Source organism: Proteus vulgaris, assembly GCF_011045815.1.
Lineage (GTDB): Bacteria > Pseudomonadota > Gammaproteobacteria > Enterobacterales > Enterobacteriaceae > Proteus > Proteus vulgaris_B.
Map to the genome: position 1 here is coordinate 821,349 of NZ_CP047344.1, position 17,145 is coordinate 838,493.

The 17,145-nt window shown below is 37.7% G+C and carries 16 protein-coding genes; 7 read left to right on the top strand and 9 right to left on the bottom strand.

Going from position 1 to position 17,145, the window contains the following annotated elements:
• Positions 1 to 198: 198 nt before the first annotated feature.
• Positions 199 to 1,779: a multicopper oxidase CueO gene (gene cueO / locus GTH24_RS03810; RefSeq protein WP_072070991.1), complete on the top strand. Its 1,581-nt coding sequence runs from the start codon at positions 199 to 201 to the stop codon at positions 1,777 to 1,779.
• Between the two features lie 159 nt (positions 1,780 to 1,938).
• Positions 1,939 to 2,481 carry a hypoxanthine phosphoribosyltransferase gene (gene hpt / locus GTH24_RS03815; RefSeq protein WP_072070990.1) on the top strand — a complete coding sequence of 181 codons (543 nt, stop codon included), beginning with the start codon at positions 1,939 to 1,941 and terminating at the stop codon, positions 2,479 to 2,481.
• A 68-nt stretch (positions 2,482 to 2,549) separates the two neighbouring features.
• Here the strand turns inward: hpt and can are convergent, their stop codons facing one another.
• Complete coding sequence (gene can, locus GTH24_RS03820; protein WP_072070989.1) at positions 2,550 to 3,203, bottom strand: carbonate dehydratase; 654 nt, start codon at positions 3,201 to 3,203, stop codon at positions 2,550 to 2,552.
• An 849-nt stretch (positions 3,204 to 4,052) separates the two neighbouring features.
• Between can and GTH24_RS03825 the strand changes: the two genes are divergently transcribed.
• The 4 genes from GTH24_RS03825 to GTH24_RS03840 all read left to right on the top strand — a co-directional run bounded on the left by GTH24_RS03825 (position 4,053) and on the right by GTH24_RS03840 (position 7,444).
• On the top strand, positions 4,053 to 4,988 hold the full coding sequence (locus GTH24_RS03825; protein ID WP_072070988.1) for an ABC transporter ATP-binding protein: 936 nt from the start codon (positions 4,053 to 4,055) through the stop codon (positions 4,986 to 4,988).
• On the top strand, positions 4,985 to 5,755 hold the full coding sequence (locus tag GTH24_RS03830; protein ID WP_072070987.1) for an ABC transporter permease: 771 nt from the start codon (positions 4,985 to 4,987) through the stop codon (positions 5,753 to 5,755). The genes GTH24_RS03825 and GTH24_RS03830 overlap by 4 nt, the downstream gene beginning before the upstream one ends.
• A gap of 186 nt (positions 5,756 to 5,941) precedes the next feature.
• Complete coding sequence (locus GTH24_RS03835; protein ID WP_072070986.1) at positions 5,942 to 7,174, top strand: MFS transporter; 1,233 nt, start codon at positions 5,942 to 5,944, stop codon at positions 7,172 to 7,174.
• An 87-nt stretch (positions 7,175 to 7,261) separates the two neighbouring features.
• Positions 7,262 to 7,444: a DUF2526 family protein gene (locus GTH24_RS03840; RefSeq protein ID WP_072070985.1), complete on the top strand. Its 183-nt coding sequence runs from the start codon at positions 7,262 to 7,264 to the stop codon at positions 7,442 to 7,444.
• A 100-nt stretch (positions 7,445 to 7,544) separates the two neighbouring features.
• Here the strand turns inward: GTH24_RS03840 and htpX are convergent, their stop codons facing one another.
• From htpX to GTH24_RS03865, 5 genes are all read right to left on the bottom strand, one after another.
• Positions 7,545 to 8,510, bottom strand: coding sequence for a zinc metalloprotease HtpX (gene htpX, locus GTH24_RS03845; RefSeq protein WP_164525972.1), 966 nt, complete (start codon positions 8,508 to 8,510; stop codon positions 7,545 to 7,547).
• A gap of 77 nt (positions 8,511 to 8,587) precedes the next feature.
• Positions 8,588 to 9,148, bottom strand: coding sequence for a LemA family protein (locus GTH24_RS03850; protein WP_072070983.1), 561 nt, complete (start codon positions 9,146 to 9,148; stop codon positions 8,588 to 8,590).
• 291 nt (positions 9,149 to 9,439) lie between these two features.
• The gene (locus tag GTH24_RS03855; protein ID WP_072070982.1) at positions 9,440 to 10,258 is read right to left on the bottom strand and encodes a dimethyl sulfoxide reductase anchor subunit family protein; all 819 of its coding nucleotides are present in this window, start codon (positions 10,256 to 10,258) and stop codon (positions 9,440 to 9,442) included.
• Positions 10,259 to 10,260: 2 nt separating this feature from the next.
• Complete coding sequence (locus GTH24_RS03860; protein WP_072070981.1) at positions 10,261 to 10,812, bottom strand: 4Fe-4S dicluster domain-containing protein; 552 nt, start codon at positions 10,810 to 10,812, stop codon at positions 10,261 to 10,263.
• Positions 10,813 to 10,814: 2 nt separating this feature from the next.
• On the bottom strand, positions 10,815 to 13,151 hold the full coding sequence (locus tag GTH24_RS03865; protein ID WP_164525973.1) for a molybdopterin-containing oxidoreductase family protein: 2,337 nt from the start codon (positions 13,149 to 13,151) through the stop codon (positions 10,815 to 10,817).
• Positions 13,152 to 13,382: 231 nt separating this feature from the next.
• Between GTH24_RS03865 and GTH24_RS03870 the strand changes: the two genes are divergently transcribed.
• A complete protein-coding gene (locus GTH24_RS03870; protein ID WP_164525974.1) occupies positions 13,383 to 14,072 on the top strand; it encodes a helix-turn-helix domain-containing protein in 690 nt (229 codons plus the stop codon).
• Between the two features lie 66 nt (positions 14,073 to 14,138).
• Here the strand turns inward: GTH24_RS03870 and efeB are convergent, their stop codons facing one another.
• The 3 genes from efeB to GTH24_RS03885 are packed head-to-tail and all read right to left on the bottom strand — an operon-like array spanning position 14,139 to position 17,143.
• The gene (gene efeB, locus GTH24_RS03875; RefSeq protein WP_072070978.1) at positions 14,139 to 15,404 is read right to left on the bottom strand and encodes an iron uptake transporter deferrochelatase/peroxidase subunit; all 1,266 of its coding nucleotides are present in this window, start codon (positions 15,402 to 15,404) and stop codon (positions 14,139 to 14,141) included.
• The gene (locus GTH24_RS03880) at positions 15,394 to 16,317 is read right to left on the bottom strand and encodes an EfeM/EfeO family lipoprotein (protein ID WP_164525975.1); all 924 of its coding nucleotides are present in this window, start codon (positions 16,315 to 16,317) and stop codon (positions 15,394 to 15,396) included. The genes efeB and GTH24_RS03880 overlap by 11 nt, the downstream gene beginning before the upstream one ends.
• The gene (locus GTH24_RS03885; protein WP_072070976.1) at positions 16,307 to 17,143 is read right to left on the bottom strand and encodes an FTR1 family iron permease; all 837 of its coding nucleotides are present in this window, start codon (positions 17,141 to 17,143) and stop codon (positions 16,307 to 16,309) included. The genes GTH24_RS03880 and GTH24_RS03885 overlap by 11 nt, the downstream gene beginning before the upstream one ends.
• Positions 17,144 to 17,145: the final 2 nt, after the last annotated feature.

Consider the following 17,145-nt stretch of genomic DNA (forward strand, 5'->3'; position numbering starts at 1 on the left):
TTTGTGTGATGATTTAGCAAGTTTTGTTATTTGGCTTAATGTAGTTAAAAGTTTTGCAAAGACCCGCTATTTTGTTGGGTTTTAAATTGACCTTCCAGTAAGGGGAAACTTTAGCATCGGTAATAGTTTACAAGGCTTCTTTACTTATCTTATTTCGATAAAGACAGAATAACTTGTTTTTATTCAAAGGAATATATTATGCAACGTCGTGAATTTTTAAAATTAGGCGCCACATTAAGTGCTGTAACATTATTACCAAGTTGGAGTCGTTTTGCGTTTGCCCAAAGTAACACGCCTTCATTGGCGATTCCACCTCAAATTACCCCAGACGCTCAACAAAAGATTGTTCTTAATATTCAACAAGGTGTTTCTCAATTTATTCCCACGGCAAGCACAACCACATGGGGTTATAACGGCAGTTTATTAGGCCCAGCACTAAAGCTTAAACGAGGCCAACCAGTCACTATTAATATCAATAACCAATTACCTGAAACTACAACGGTTCACTGGCATGGTCTTGAGATTAGTGGTGAAGAAGATGGTGGCCCACAAGCCATGATTGAACCAGGAAAATCTCGTACAGTGACTTTTACACCTAATCAAGCCGAGTCAACGTGTTGGTTCCATCCTCATACTCATGGTGTTACTGGACAACAAGTTGCTATGGGATTAGGTGGATTGGTCATTATTGAAGATGCTGAAACAGCAAACCGTAAATTGCCTAATCGTTGGGGTATTGATGACTTGCCCGTGATTTTACAAGACAAACGTTTAGATAGTAATGGACAGATAGATTATCAACTTGATGTAATGAGTGCCGCAATTGGTTGGTTTGGTGACATGATGTTAACTAACGGTGCTATTCAACCACAACATATTGTGCCAAAAGGCTGGATCAGATTACGTTTCTTAAATGGTTGTAATGCGCGTAGCTTAAATTTGGCAACCAGTGATGGCAGACCGATGTATGTGATCGCCAGTGATGGTGGATTGTTAGCGGAACCGGTCAAAGTGACGGAATTACCAATTTTAATGGGTGAGCGTTTTGAAGTTTTAGTAGATACGTCTGATGGACGTGATTTTGATATTGTTACTTTACCTGTACGCCAAATGGGGATGGTTTTAGCGCCATTTGATAATGTACTCCCTGTGTTGCGTTTATTACCATCAGCAGAAAAAGGCCAAGGCTTATTACCTGATCAATTAGCGCTTATTCCAGCATTACCAACACTCAGCAATATTTCAACGCGGACATTACATTTACGTATGGATATGCGTTTAGATATGCAAGGTATGATGCTATTAACAGAACGTTATGGTGATAAAGCATTAGCGGGTATTCATCATGGGATGAGCCATATGCGCCAAGGTAACGGTAATGGCATGATGGGCGGTGGGATGAATTGCGGTCATGGAAATGGTGATTTAGATATCTATAATGCTAATAGTATCAATGGTATTCCATTCTCAATGACAGAGCCTGCATTTGATGTGAAGCAAGGTGTTTATGAAAAATGGGTTGTATCAGGTCGTGGTGATATGATGCTACATCCATTCCATGTACATGGTACACAGTTCCGTATCTTATCTGAAAACGGTCGAGCACCAGAGAAACATCGCCAAGGTTGGAAGGATATCGTAAAAGTTGAAGGACAATTTAGCGAAATTCTTGTGAAATTTGACCATTTAGCGACAAAAGAGCACCCATTTATGGCGCATTGCCATTTATTAGAGCACGAAGATACAGGTATGATGGCGGGATTTACCGTTAGTAAATAATCTATCACTATAAAAATCATTAATATCAGTAAGATAAGTTGATAAAGGGCACAGGATTAATATTTTGTGCCTTTATTTTCATTAAATCAGATCATCGCATGATGAGGGAAGTTCTGGTACAATCGTTTGCTTTCCCCGTTAACCCAATCGAAATTAATCATGAAACATATTGTTGATGTCATGATCTCTGAAGAAGAGATCAAACAGCGTATTGCTGAGCTAGGTCGTGAAATCACAGAACATTACCGCCCACGCCAAGATCAACATGATCTTGTCTTAATCGGCTTGTTAAAAGGTTCTTTTATTTTTATGGCAGATTTATGCCGTGAAATTAACGTGAACCATGAAGTCGATTTTATGACTGTATCAAGTTACGGTAATGGTATGACGTCAACACGTGACGTTAAAATCATTAAAGATCTCGATGAAGATATTCGTGGTAAAGATGTTCTGATTGTTGAAGATATCATTGACTCAGGTAATACCTTAAATCGTGTTAAAGAGATTTTAAGCTTACGTGAGCCAGCTTCTATTTCTATCTGTACTTTATTGGATAAGCCATCACGCCGTGAAGTGGATGTACCGGTTGAGTGGATAGGTTATTCTATTGAAGATAAATTTGTAATTGGTTACGGCATTGATTACGCACAGCGTTATCGCCATCTGCCTTATATTGGGCATGTAACGTTATTAGATGAGTAATTTATTTACTTAAATAGAAGTAAAAAAACCCGCTTTAGGCGGGTTTTTTATTGAATTGAATGTGCTTATTAACGAGGGTGACTCAATTTTGCCATCGCTTGGCGATAAGAAAGTTCAAGTTTCTCACGGCTATCTGAGGTGACATCGAGATCGTGTAATTCACCATTATTTAAACCGTAAACCCAACCGTGGATCATCACTTTTTGCCCACGTTTCCATGCGGCTTGCATAATCGTTGAGTGGCCTAGGTTATACACTTGTTCAATAACGTTTAGCTCACAAAGTAGGTTTAATCTATCATGAGGAGCAAGTTCGCCTAACATTGAACTGTGTTTGTACCAAATATCGCGGATATGCAATAACCAGTTATTAATAAGTCCTAATTCAGTTCCTTCAATAGCCGCTTCAATACCACCACAACCATAGTGACCACATACAATAATATGTTCAACTTGCAATACATCAACGGCATACTGAATAACAGAAAGACAGTTTAAGTCGGTGTGGATCACTAAGTTTGCGACATTACGGTGAACAAATAGGTCGCCAGGTGCAGCATTTATCAATTTTTCTGCTGGAACGCGGCTGTCAGAGCAACCAATCCATAAAAAATGGGGTTTTTGGCCTTTACAGAGATCTTTAAAAAACTGAGGATTTTCTTCAGTAACAGATTCTGACCATTGCTTGTTATTGGCTAACAGCTCTTCAATTTTTCTCATCATGACGTGACTGCCTGTAAATTCGGTTTCTCACCATTTGCGCTGACAGTACGCCAACACGAAATAGCACTGTGTTATTGTTGGATGCGAGAGATCCACTAAGAAAGGGTATTTTTATACCATTACTTTTGAATTAATCAGAAGGCTTTTTAAAGCCAAGTGACAGATAATTGTCTGTATTTTTTCGCTTTCAAATAAGATAGATCTTTTTATAGCATTTGTTTAATGAATTTATCAATACATTCTTTGATGTAAATCAAATGTGTAAAAAGATAACTGATTGTTAAGACTACTATTATACTATCCAAAAATAGGTTTATTAAAACATATTATAAATAAATCTTATATTTGTGTTTTTTTTGCTTTTTGATATGGATAAATACAGGGATGATAAAAATCGATAGTCAGCATTGATTGAGATAATAAATGGCGAGATGATATCAATCAGTAAGATTGAGGAACAAGGGCAATAATTTTATTGCTATCAGTTAGGCTAAATGATTACATCAAGGGATGAATTGATTAATACATTAGGAATATAAGCAAGAAGTAACAGTATATAGCATCTTCATCTCTGATTTTTTCTTACATTAAGTTTTATTCTTATTATTTGTAATAGTTAAAATAAATTTATTTATTCGTTTGTGTCATAAACCCTAAAACGGTTTATTTACGGCCTTATTTTCTCTAGAATATCCTTATTCCATTTTGATCATATTGAACTAAGCTTATTTTCTAATTCGAAGCGTGTGAGCAATACGTAGCGTTAGTAAGGCTTAGTTGAATAGCTATTTTCTGATTTCAGCTCAGTCAATGCTGAATAATGCAGTTGATAAAAGGTAATTCCCACTTATGACGTATGCATTGGAGTTAACGGAGTTAACGAAAACTTATCACAATGGCGTAAAAGCGCTAAAAGGAATTAATCTCACCGTGGAAGCGGGAGATTTTTATGCTTTATTAGGTCCTAATGGCGCAGGAAAATCGACCACCATTGGTATTATCAGCTCTTTAGTTAATAAGAGTAGTGGCAAAGTTAAAGTCTTTGGCTATGACACAGATACCGATATGGTTAATGCAAAGCGCCAGCTAGGGTTAGTGCCACAAGAATTCAATTTCAACCCATTTGAAACCGTATTACAAATCGTCCTCAATCAAGCAGGTTATTATGGTGTTCCTCGTAAGTTAGCATTAGAACGTGCTGAAACCTATTTAACTCAGTTAGATTTATGGGAAAAACGTGATGATAGAGCCCGTTTTTTATCTGGGGGAATGAAGCGCCGTTTAATGATTGCTCGTGCATTAATGCATCAGCCGAAATTACTGATCCTTGATGAACCAACAGCAGGTGTTGATATTGAATTACGTCGCTCAATGTGGATGTTTTTAAAACAATTAAACACTGAAGGAACCACCATTATTTTAACGACACACTATTTAGAAGAAGCAGAAATGTTGTGTAGGAATATTGGTATTATTCAACGTGGTGAACTGGTCGAAAACACCAGTATGAAAGGCTTATTAAGTAAACTAGAGTCTGAAACCTTTATTTTAGATTTAGCACCAAAAAGTCCATTGCCTGAATTACAAAATTATCAATATCGTTTAATGGATACTTCAACATTAGAAGTCGATGTTAAAAGAGAACAAGGTTTAAATAGTGTTTTTGCTCAACTTAATGCACAAGGTATTCAAGTGTTAAGTATGAGAAATAAAGCCAATCGCCTTGAGGAATTATTTGTTCATTTAGTTAATGAAGAGCATACAGTAGAAGGAGAGAGGGAATGATTCAGCTGTATTGGGTAGCCCTCAAAACAATTTGGATTAAAGAAGTTACCCGTTTTGGCCGTATTTGGATACAAACGTTAATTCCACCTGTAATAACTATGTCTCTCTATTTCGTTATTTTCGGTAACCTAATTGGTAAACGAATTGGCGATATGGGTGGTGTTGATTATATGCAGTTTATTGTTCCTGGCCTGATTATGATGGCAGTAATAACAAACTCTTATGCCAATGTTTCCTCTTCATTTTTTGGTGCCAAGTTTCAGCGTAGTATCGAAGAGTTATTAGTTTCACCGGTGCCAACACATGTTGTTATTGCGGGCTTTGTGGGTGGTGGTGTGGCTCGTGGTGTTTGTGTCGGTATCTTAGTGACTTTAGTTTCGCTATTTTTTGTACCTTTAGAAATGCATTCTTGGACAATGGTCGTGGTGACATTGCTGATGACTTCCATTGTGTTTTCACTTGCCGGGTTGTTAAATGCAATCTTTGCGAAAACCTTTGATGATATCAGCATTATTCCAACGTTTGTTTTAACGCCATTAACCTATTTAGGTGGTGTATTTTATTCACTTTCACTCTTACCTGAATTTTGGCAAGGAGTGTCAAAATTAAACCCTATTGTGTATATGATTAGCGGTTTTCGTTATGGCTTTTTGGGTATTACCGATGTTTCTTTAACGGTTACCATCAGTGTGTTGTGCCTTTTCATTGCCGTGTTTTATGTTATAGCATGGTACTTGATTGAAAAAGGTAGAGGTTTAAGAAGCTAATCAATAAAACGAAAATAACAGTTATAATGTTTGAAATCGGTATCTTAATTAGAGATACCGATTTTTTTTAACTATTTTTTCAGCATAAATGTTAATTTTTCTTTAAATTGACGCTTTGCTATTAACAAAATGATTTTTCTTGTTTAGTATACTAAACACTTTGATAGGGGATAGAAAGGAAATGTAATGACAACGGCAAGCCAAACAGGTAAAGCGCCTGAGGCAATCTCTCGTAATAAGCTTTTATGTATCGCTGGTATGGGCTGGACTTTTGATGCAATGGATGTAGGGCTACTTGCTTTTTTGCTCACTGCATTAAAAGAAGATTGGGGATTAACTGCATCACAATTAGGCTGGATTGGTAGCGTAAACTCAATTGGAATGGCTGTCGGTGCTTTTGTATTTGGCATTATTGCAGATAGAAAAGGACGTAAACCCGTTTTTATCTTTACTTTGTTGCTGTTTAGCTTAGGTTGTGGATTAACTGCATTAGCAAGCTCTTTGATGGTGGTGCTTGTTTTACGTTTCTTTATTGGAATGGGATTGGGTGGGGAATTACCTGTTGCTTCAACACTTGTTAGTGAAAGTGTTGAAACTCATGAGCGAGGTCGAATTGTTGTTTTATTAGAGAGTTTTTGGGCTGTCGGGTGGTTAATTGCGGCTTTGATTGCTTATTTTATTATTCCTGATTATGGCTGGCGTATGGCGATGTTATTAAGTGCATTACCGGCTGTATATGCTCTTTATTTACGATCAAAATTACCTGAACCAACTCCATCCCATATCTCACAGAAAAAAACACGCTTATCGATTCGCCAATCAATGGCATTAATTTGGTCACCTCAGTATCGACGTTCAACGCTAATGTTGTGGATCTTATGGTTCTGTGTCGTTTTCTCTTATTATGGTATTTTTTTATGGCTACCAAGTGTGGCTATGTTAAAAGGCTTTAGTTTAATAAAAAGCTTTCAATATGTGCTTATTATGACATTAGCACAATTACCCGGTTATTTTACCGCTGCATGGTTAATTGAACGTTATGGGCGAAAATTTGTGTTAGTCACTTATTTAGCAGGAACTGCTATTAGTGCCTATTATTTTAGTGTGGCTGATACCACGACAACGCTACTTATTTTTGGCATGTTACTGTCATTCTTTAATTTAGGGGCTTGGGGGGCTTTATATGCTTATACGCCAGAGCAATATCCTGATGGAATACGAGCAACAGGTGCAGGAACAGCAACAGCAATAGGGCGTATTGGTGGAATATTAGGGCCTTTAATGGTGGGATATTTAGTCCAATATCAATTTGAAATAAGCTCCATATTTCTTATTTTCAGTTTTTCAATTGTTATTGGGATATTGGCAGTGATGTTATTGGGTAAAGAGACAAAGAATAAACCGCTTAACTCAATTTAATCACACTTTATGTGACTAAAAATACAGAAATCCCCTTACTTGTAATATGATAGTGATTAAGAATTTTATGAAGAAAGGGGATAAAAGATGTCTCATTATGATGAAGTGGTTAAACAGGTTGATGATGCTATTGCGACAACCAGTATTGAAACCATGAATGAACTTTTAGTGGAATTAGGTAAAGATAAAATGATTGAGTTTCCACTACGTTATGAGCAACAAGAGCGTTTACGCACAGCTATTTTCCATCACGGCGAAAAACATCGCTAATCGGATTATGGCTAAGAAATAAGTATTTAAAAAGCGTTTTAACCGTTTTAATAAACAGGTGTAAACGCTTTTTTCTTTTTATTGCATCGTATCATACGGATCAAAAAGTCTTTTTACCTTCAAGTACCGCAATTCTATTTTCAATAGACGGATGTGTTGAAAAAAATGAGTCTCCTTTATTAAAAATAAAGGCCGCTTTACGATAAGCACGTCCCGTTGAACCATCTTCAAAACTTTCAGTGTCATGTTGTGCCGAAATTTTCTTTAGCGCATTAATCATTGCTTGATTATCTTGCGTTAAATCGACAGCGGCGGCATCAGCCATATATTCACGAGTACGAGATAAATAAAAATAAAGGACTTGGGTAATAATCGGTAAAACAAGGTTTAATACAATCAAAATAAGGCGAGCCTTGCTTGCTGCATCATTACTTTTTCCACCCCGGTTGCCTGATGCAATATATAAACGGCTACCAAAGATATTCGTAACCGTCAAAATAACGTTGGCTAAGATGCCAACATATAACGTTAGTCGTGAGTCGCCATGAATAATATGCCCTGTTTCATGGGCTAATACTGCTTGCACTTCTTGGCGATTAAGGCGACTTAATAAGCCAGTTGTTACACCAATAAAGGCATTTTTTTCAGACCAACCAGCTGCAAAGGCATTCGCTTCAGATGTATCAAGAATATAGAGCTTAGGAATATAGCCTAGCGTGGCACTTAAACTAAGTTCTTCCACAATATTGAGCAATTGGCGCTCTTGTGCATTTACTGTTTCATCTGGGCTAATTAATTTAGCATTCATTCCTGTTAGCATGATTTTGTGCCCTTTAAAATGAATAAAAAGAAGCAATAAAATCGAGATAGCTAAAATAATGAGTGAAGCAATGGGGATCGATTGGAAAGTCAGAAATACCAACATATTATCAGTGAGATCTAGATAAGGGTTTGCTCCAATAGCTGTATCCACCAGCAAACCGATCATCAGCATTAATAGTAAATAAGTTGCTATAACAAAACGAGTTCGAATAGCATTTTTCCGTAGAACATTTCTGAAATCCATTAGTGACTCCAAACAGCACCGCTAAGTGCTGTTTTATCAATCAAGAAGGCATAAGTATCTTTTTATTACTTTAAAAATTAATCGAAATTAATGCGGCGAGCTTCTTCTGTTTTAATGGTTCCTTCATCAAGACGCCAGTACTCTTTATCAATAACTAAGCTTGGGAAAATCTTGACAATAAACACAGCAGGAATAGAAGCAATAAAAGCGCGATATTGTTCTAAAGTACGGTTATAACCACGTTTTGCAAAAGAGAGTTTATTTTCCGTTGAAACAATCTCTTCTTGTAAATTTGCCATAATGGTATCGGATTTTAATTCAGGGTAATTTTCAACCGCAACATTAATGGCACCACTTGAAACAATTTTTGATAATTCGTCTTCAGCTGCTTTGGCTTCTTTGCCATTGGCACTTTGAGTTTGTGTTCTTAATTCAGTGATTTTAGTAAATACGTCAGATTCATGGCTGAGATATTTTTTTACTGTAGCTAATAAGCTATCAAAGACTTTACCACGACGATCTAATTGTACCGAAATTTCGGTTTCACTTGAGATAACAGCTTCACGCATAGAAATAATACGGTTGTAATAATAAAAAATAAGACCCAATAACGCGATAGTAATAATTAACCCAGTCATGGTGAAGTGCTCTCTTTTCTAATCGTAAACAGGAAATTGTGTTAAATCTTTAATGTTAATTTTGCCTATTATTGATAAAGATAGCTAGATGATTATTTCATCAAAAACAAAAAGAACATGAATAAAGTAAAATTAATGATATTGATTGAGATAAAAAAATACCCCGAATAAATTCGAGGTAAAAATTAAAGGTAATGCTAGGGCAAATAAAAAATATCAAGTGAAACATAGGGAATGAATCTGAGTTAAATAATCGAGTTAACGAAACTATTTAACTCAGAGGTAAAACATTTAGAACCAAGGTGCTTGTGCCATTACGTTGCCATAAAACAGCATTCTTCCCGTGATTTCACCACTAAATAACATCAAAATAGTGATGATAGAGAGCAAAGTTTTGTTAAATGACGTGCTGTGAGACAAAGTAATAATGCAGATACCAATAATTAGACTAGCAATGACTTGCCACCATAATAATAAGCTTGCAACATCTGCACCGGGTACTTGTGTTCTCATAACCAAGCCTATGAGAACTAAGAATGCACCAACTAAGGTTCCTATTTTTAATGAGTTACTAATGGTTTTACCTTGCAAACGCAACCAAGGGATCATTGAGCCAAAACCAAGCAATAACGCGGTGCCAATAAAGCTAATTTGTGTTGCGGGTGTATGCCAAAGAGGATGAGCCTGCATTTGGTAGTAGATTTGTGCTGTAATCAAAATAACAGGCAAACCAATAACGCCACAAAACAACCCAAACAGACTATTACGGCGAATAGCATGGGGTTGTACCCAACTGGCTAGTGCCCATAATGAAATTAAGCCATTTAGCATCACAAAGGCAATTGCTTCGCGACTTAACCAAGAATGTGCAATACCTAATACAGAACGATAAGCACCGAGCGGATCACCTAAGTGCCCCATCGACATTGATGAACCCACAACTTCAATCAGCCAAATGAGCGCAATGGTTGTTCGTAATGCTTTGGTGTTTAGCATTGCAACGTTTTGAGTTTGGTTTTGCCATTGATACAGTGAAAGTGCTAATACCGCACCAATACCCCATTGACTCATAACCGTAAACAGGACTAACGGCAGTTGATAATCATGCATGATTAATCCTCCATACCAATAATAACAATATTAGGATTACTGATGGTGTGATCAGGTACACCATAACGTTTTTCTAATAAAGCCCAATTTGTCGTGTGTTTTTTACGCAGATCTTCAATTTCACCAAACTCAATAGCCCCAGTAGGACAAGATTCAACACAACGGGGTTTTAAGCCTTCATCAAGTCTATCCGCACACATATTGCATTTACTGGTTTTTCCTTCTACTGGATCGTAAACCGGAGCGTTATAAGGGCACGCCATGATGCACATTTGACAACCGATACATTTGTCATGATCTTGCACGACAATACCGTCTTCACGTTTGGTATAAGTGTCAGCAGGGCAAACTTTTAGGCACTGTGGATCGTCACAATGGTTACAAGACATGGTAATAAAAGCTTGTGCATTGGGTTGGTCTTCATTGAATTCGCGAACTCGACGCCACAACACACCTGGAGGCGTGACATTTTCAGATTTACAGGCCATCGAGCAAGTTCGGCAACCATAGCAATCTTTGGTATTTATTAGAAAACCATACTGTTTCTTCGCCATGATCAAGCCTCCCGTCTTACGTTAACTAAGGTGCTATTACAGCAATGACCGTTACCTAAAGGTTCAACGTGGTCATTGGTAACATGGCTACTACTTCCGCCTTGTTGTTCCCACCATCCATTATCTAATGAAATAACGCCTTGCTTAATATGCGTGGTCACAACGGCAATCGCACGGTGCTCTCCTCGATCATTAAATGCAATAGCCCATTCACCGTCTTTAATTCCTCTGGCTAAAGCATCATTGGGATGGATAAGAATATTAGGTTGATTACGCTGTACTTCTAAGATCCACTCATTCATACCATGGCTAGAGTGAACACTACGAGCGAGCTTGCGTTGTACCGCCATTAGTGGGTATTTTTTAGCAAGTTCAGGTGAGCCTTTTGTCGATTCTTTTACGGGATAATAGGTGACAACCGGAGAGAAGTTTTTATCCTGCCACTCTTCAATAAAGAAGTGTGCTTTTTTCGTTGAAGTACGGAAAATGCCATCTTTAAAGGGGATCCAGTCGCCTTCAACTGGGCGCACTGGGCCTTTTTCTAACATTTCACGCGTAATGCCGGAGCCTTTAAGACAAGTATCAATATAGTGTTCAATAGGTTGGTTGAAAACGTCACCAAAGCCAAAACGTTCGGCAAGACGAGCAAAGATCCAATAATCAGGTTTTGCATCTCCTGGCGGCTCAACCGCTTTTTCCATTAATTGTACATATTGACTACGAACACCTGCCATTAAACTGGTATCTTCAAAAATAGTCGTAACAGGGAGTACAAGATCGGCATAAAGTGCAGTGGATGACATCAAGTTATCAGCAACAACTACAAAAGGTACTTTTTTCAGTGCATTACGTACCATATTAGTGTTAGGCAGTTGCGTCATCACACCCATGGTCATGATCCACCAAAAATTAATTGGGTGTGGTCTTTCATTGACAATCCAATCACCCACTTTCGCAACAGGGATCGGTTTGATGGGTTTTGCATTAGGTGCTGGTGGAATAATTGGACTAAATTTCGCCATTTGGCGAGCACCACCGGCATCACAAATTCCAGCGCCTTTTTTACCGATATTGCCGGTTAATAATGCAAGATAAAATTGGCTAGCAGCAACATAAGCACCAAATTCGGTACGTTGAGCACCGGACATATTTTGCACAATCATAGCGGGTTTGGTGGTGGCATAATCACGTGCTAAACGAATAATAGTTTCTTTCGGGATATCCGTTTCTTGACTGGTTTTTTCGACAGTCCAAGGTTGTGCTTGTTGGTAAATTTGCTCAAAGACAGTCACATAATCAGCATTAGTAGGTAGTTCATCATGAGTTAACGCAGGAATAATATTCGGTGTCTCATGGTGAACAAGTTGCTGACTTAAAGTATCAAAAACTAGATAACTATCTTGATCATCATCAGATTGACGTAATAGTTTTTGCTGTGAGTCAACAAGGTAAACGGCACCTGTATGTGCACGTAAAAAAGGTTTATCAGTGAGATTTTCTTCAATGATAATTTTGATCATACCTAACGCAAGTGCCGTATCAGTACCAGGAACGATAGGGATCCACTCATCTGCTTTAGCGGCTGTTTCATTAAAGCGAGGATCAATAACCACCATTCTGGCGCCATTTCGGCGAGCTTGGTTGTAGTTTTTAAAATACGCTTGCATCGTCACTGCGGGGTTATTTCCCCAACAAAGAATATAGCGACTATCCTTTACTGTATCTCGAGTGTCGGCGTAGCGTAGACCCACCATTGGGATCATTGCCGCTGTTACGGCAGAGCAACAAAGTGATCCCGCTTGTTTTGTGGAGCCACCTAAGTAATCGAAAAAGGCTTTACCCATATCATTTTTAATTGAGTCCATATTGCCCGCATGAGTGGAGATAAATAATCCCTCATTACCAAACTTATCAATGGTTTCTCTAATATTCTTTTCAATGAGATCTAGCGCTTCATCCCAACTAATGGGTTTGAACTCTGCTTTTCCTTTTTCACCCACACGCAATAAAGGTGTGGTTAAACGATCTTTATGGTATACCCATTTGGTTCGACTCATACCTCGTAAACAGCATTTCACATTAAAGCCTTCAGTGGCTTCAACTTTGATAAGTTGCCCCTTATGTGTAAAAGCTGTTAGGTTACAGTGCAAACATTCCATCGCACAGGTTGAACGAAAGGTTTTATATTCGGATAATTTTATCCGTGGTTTCTGGTTAAATATGGGTTTATTTTCATTAACTAGACTGAACGCGTTAGGAGAAAGAGCTGCCACGCCAATGGCACCCATTCCTTTTAACAGCGTTCTTCTATTTAATTCCCACTTTTGATTTTTAGACATAGACATTCTCACGCACAAGAAAAGTTAACTATATATAAACTCAATTCATATATAGTTAACATTGAGGTAGATCATCTAAAAATAGACAAAGAAAATAATCGACAGAAAATAGTTAAAAGGCCACATTTAAAATAAGGTTTTAGTGAAATAAACTAGTAAAAATGACAAAAAAAGAATAATTGGATGTCGTCATAAAACGAAATAAATAACGAATAGGTGTGAAAGAAATAAATGCAGAATTCTCAAGGAGTTAACTCGGTTGATATTGCTATTACCATTCTCGAATTTATTGCATCGAATGGCGGTATTGCCCGATCGTCAGATATTGCAAAAGCCTGTTCGCTTTCAAAAAGTCGCTTACATAAATATTTAGTGTCACTTTGTCGCTCTGAAATGTTGTACCAAGAAAGCGGCGGAAGCCAGTATTGCTTGGGGAGTAAAATTCTTCTTTTAGCGCAGGCAACACCTAAGCCACAATCCATGGTGGATGAAATTAATCAGCTATTATGTGAGTTTAGAGATGAACATAATATGTCTACAGGATTAGTTATTGCGCAAGGCAATCAGCTTTTTTTAACGCGATATAATCGCAGTTTTAAACATGTTGATATTGATTTTTTACCCGATACACCTGTGCCTTATAAAATTAGTGCTGCGGGCTCTATTTTTGCTGTTTTTAGTAATTTAGAGATAGATGCGGGTTTATCAGAAAAACAGAAAAATACTATTCGCCAACAAGGTTTTGCTATTCGTCATGAACCGGCTGAAGGTATTCCTAGTGCACAATCCATTTCATGCCCTGTTTTTAATAAAAAAGGAGAAATGGTGGCAGCAGTATTAACGATGGGCTTTATTGAGTCTGAAAGACAAATTGAATTGGGTAATACACTTAAAGCTAAGATGACGCGCTTTTCACGTTAATTGAGTGGAGTATTGAATTTAGGCATCTTGGCAGGAAAAACCAAGTGCCTAATATGCAGAGAAGAATTAATCAAATAGCCCTTTTGCAAGGGTATCACCTTGGTGTGGGATGCCGGGTAATACAAAGTAGTATCCGCCACCAAAAGGTTTGATATAGCGCTCTAATGGTTCACCATCTAAGCGTTTTTGGGTATCAATAAAGCCTTTTTTAAGGTTATTTTGAAATGAGATAAAAATCAGTCCCATATCTAATTGACCTGAAGGCGTTAAACCTAATGAATAGCTGTAACTACGTCGGCGTAGTTTGGCGCTATAACGTTCTGGATTTCTTGGCTCTGCTCTTCGCATATGAGAGTCAAACAGCACTCGGTCACCATGAGGATCTTTTTCAAACTGTGGATCGTCCATCTCTTGCTTCATGCCTATTGGGGCACCCGTTGATCGATGACGACCAAAGTTATTCTCTTGATCTTCAAGCGGTGTTCTATCCCAAAATTCCAATGCAAACCGAATAAGACGCACTGCTTGATAGCTTCCGCCTAAACACCATTGTGGCTCTTTTTGTTCTTCTGTGATCCAGACTAGCGAGTCCATCAGGTTATTATCAGATGAAGGCGCGTTCCCTGAGCCATCTTTAAAACCAAAAAGGTTAATCGGTGTTTGGTGATTATCAATATCGCGAGCAGGAAGAAAACCATCAATTTTCCACACCGCATAAACTTGACCTGAAAGATATTTTAAAATATCTCTTAACGCATAAATGACACTTTCTTGGCTATTAGCACAAAACTGGAGTAGAACATCGCCACCACACCATTTTGGATCTAATCGATCATTAGGAAAGGGTTTCATGGGCTCTAAGCGTTTGGGTTTTTTAGGCTGAAAACCAAAACGATTATCAAAAAAGCTATCACCTAACGCGACAGTGACGGTTAATTCATCTGGGTGTAATTGAGTGCCCAGAATACCAGACTCAGCAGGAGGAAGATGTGGATTTGCTCTCTGCTCTAGCTCACGAGGTTGCGTTAAAAAAGCAATTCGTTGTGTCAGAGTTGCGAATATTTTTTTCACTTCATCAACAGTAGTGACTGTTAGATTAAGAGCAATAAATGAGGCGTGTTTTTGTTCTGGAGTAATAACGCCTGCTTGGTGTTTACCTAAATAAGCAATCGTACGTTGATAACGGGGCACAGATGAAGCACTTTGTTTTTGTTGTGCATTAGCCCCTATACTGGCGAGTAATAAGCTTCCACCTAACCATTTTAACGTTGTACGTTTATCGAGGTTAACTGGGCTTTTTAATAACGGTTTAAAGAGAGTTTTATTTTTCATCACTTGCTTCTTTATAGTGATAGTAAACATCAATATCGAGCGTGCTACGTAAATTCGCCACTTGCTCTGCTAATTGTGTTACTTGAGAGAAAAGCCAGCTTTTTTCTGTTTCAGGAAGCGCATTTAAAGGCTGGAATAAACCTTCATCACGCTGATATTTTAAAAGCAGAGCACCAATATCATTATATTGCTTGATCAGAGATTGATATTCAGTAGGGGGAATATGTTCGGATAAGCTCTCCACTATTAAGCGTGACCCGGATAAATTTGCATAACTATCACCTAGATCGCTATTTGAGTATTGGTTTTCAATCCCTGCCAATTTGTCCGTTAAAATAAACTCCAAGCTATCACCCGCCGATTGGACTAATTTGGGGATTGGGATATCTTCAATGGCTAAACGTTTTTTTAGATCACTAATGCCTCTTAATAGCATTTTTGCGGACTCTGTAGCTTTTTGCGTATCTTTTAATTTAAAGAGTTGATATTCAATTAAATGAAATCCTGAAAAACGCGATGAGTTTTCTCTTTCAAGAAAGAAATCAGCTCGGTTATTTAATAAACGTTCGCTTGCTCCAAAAAGCGCAATAATAGGACGAATAACTTCATAGTGATAATGCGCTTGTTGATAGGCATTTTGAGCATTAATAAGCTGATTTTTTTCGCTATTTACTATTAATTTATTGAGTGCTTTTTCAACTTGAGTTAATTGCTCAACAGCTTTTTCTCGGTACATTAAAATATCAGTTTTAAATTTTTCAGGAGTAGGAATATCCCCTTTTGCAACGATGATATTTTCGCTATCTTGAATAATTCCTTGAATGATTTTTTCGGCGTAAATAGGTAGAGAAAACAGCAAAATAAAGAAAAAAATAGTAATATTTTTCCTTTTAAATTTTGTGTTATTTCGCATGCTGAGTACCTCGCTTAAATAACAGTGCAACAATCACCCAGTAGACAATAAACGTCACCACGCTTAAACCAATGGGTTGAGAGCGATAAGCGAAGAATGATACTAAGAAATTACCAAAGACACTCGAGTCATCCAGAATATGGCTAATATCCCAAAGCGGATATATCAAGAAATCAGGTAATTCAAAATCCATTTCAATGAGTAGATTTGCAATTTCTTCTACGGCTTTTAAGAGCAAAGAAACGGCAAGGAATAGCAGCAAAAATCCTGTTACAGTAAAGAAATAACGCCATGAAATAACTTTTGATGTCAGTAAAAATAGCCATAGAGTGAATGCTGCGACAAGTAAGCCAATAAAGACTTCAATAAAGAAAGGCAGTGCTGTTTGTGCATTGAGAGCCATAATATGGCTAGAGAGGAAGACAACAACTTCACTGCCTTCTCTGGCAATTGCAATGGCAATAATCAGTAAAATACCCCATGCACTTTGTTGCTGTGTTTTTTGTGCGAGTTCATTTTCTATGTTGGTTTTTAATGACTTTCCTTGCCCATTCATCCAATAAACCATTTGAACAATAAGCACACAGGCGAGGATCTCCATTACGATCATAAATAGAGATTGCCACATATCTTCCAGTGAACTAAATACACCATAAATGCTCAGAGCCAAGATAACAGCAAGAAATAGTCCAAATATAACGCCACTCCACAAGTATTTCATACCTTGTTTGGGCGCGGGAGAGCGCTTTATCCAAGCATAAATAATGCCAATTACCAGTAGCGCTTCAAAACTTTCTCGCCAGACAACAAACAGAACTTGTCCCATAT

Bases quoted from the DNA above. Each gene is read 5' to 3' on its own strand.
- cueO (WP_072070991.1), top strand. From the start codon at position 199: ATGCAACGTCGTGAATTTTTAAAATTAGGCGCCACATTAAGTGCTGTA.
- hpt (WP_072070990.1), top strand. From the start codon at position 1,939: ATGAAACATATTGTTGATGTCATGATCTCTGAAGAAGAGATCAAACAG.
- can (WP_072070989.1), bottom strand. From the start codon at position 3,203: ATGATGAGAAAAATTGAAGAGCTGTTAGCCAATAACAAGCAATGGTCA.
- GTH24_RS03825 (WP_072070988.1), top strand. From the start codon at position 4,053: ATGACGTATGCATTGGAGTTAACGGAGTTAACGAAAACTTATCACAAT.
- GTH24_RS03830 (WP_072070987.1), top strand. From the start codon at position 4,985: ATGATTCAGCTGTATTGGGTAGCCCTCAAAACAATTTGGATTAAAGAA.
- GTH24_RS03835 (WP_072070986.1), top strand. From the start codon at position 5,942: ATGACAACGGCAAGCCAAACAGGTAAAGCGCCTGAGGCAATCTCTCGT.
- GTH24_RS03840 (WP_072070985.1), top strand. From the start codon at position 7,262: ATGTCTCATTATGATGAAGTGGTTAAACAGGTTGATGATGCTATTGCG.
- htpX (WP_164525972.1), bottom strand. From the start codon at position 8,510: ATGGATTTCAGAAATGTTCTACGGAAAAATGCTATTCGAACTCGTTTT.
- GTH24_RS03850 (WP_072070983.1), bottom strand. From the start codon at position 9,148: ATGACTGGGTTAATTATTACTATCGCGTTATTGGGTCTTATTTTTTAT.
- GTH24_RS03855 (WP_072070982.1), bottom strand. From the start codon at position 10,258: ATGCATGATTATCAACTGCCGTTAGTCCTGTTTACGGTTATGAGTCAA.
- GTH24_RS03860 (WP_072070981.1), bottom strand. From the start codon at position 10,812: ATGGCGAAGAAACAGTATGGTTTTCTAATAAATACCAAAGATTGCTAT.
- GTH24_RS03865 (WP_164525973.1), bottom strand. From the start codon at position 13,151: ATGTCTAAAAATCAAAAGTGGGAATTAAATAGAAGAACGCTGTTAAAA.
- GTH24_RS03870 (WP_164525974.1), top strand. From the start codon at position 13,383: ATGCAGAATTCTCAAGGAGTTAACTCGGTTGATATTGCTATTACCATT.
- efeB (WP_072070978.1), bottom strand. From the start codon at position 15,404: ATGAAAAATAAAACTCTCTTTAAACCGTTATTAAAAAGCCCAGTTAAC.
- GTH24_RS03880 (WP_164525975.1), bottom strand. From the start codon at position 16,317: ATGCGAAATAACACAAAATTTAAAAGGAAAAATATTACTATTTTTTTC.
- GTH24_RS03885 (WP_072070976.1), bottom strand. From the start codon at position 17,143: ATGGGACAAGTTCTGTTTGTTGTCTGGCGAGAAAGTTTTGAAGCGCTA.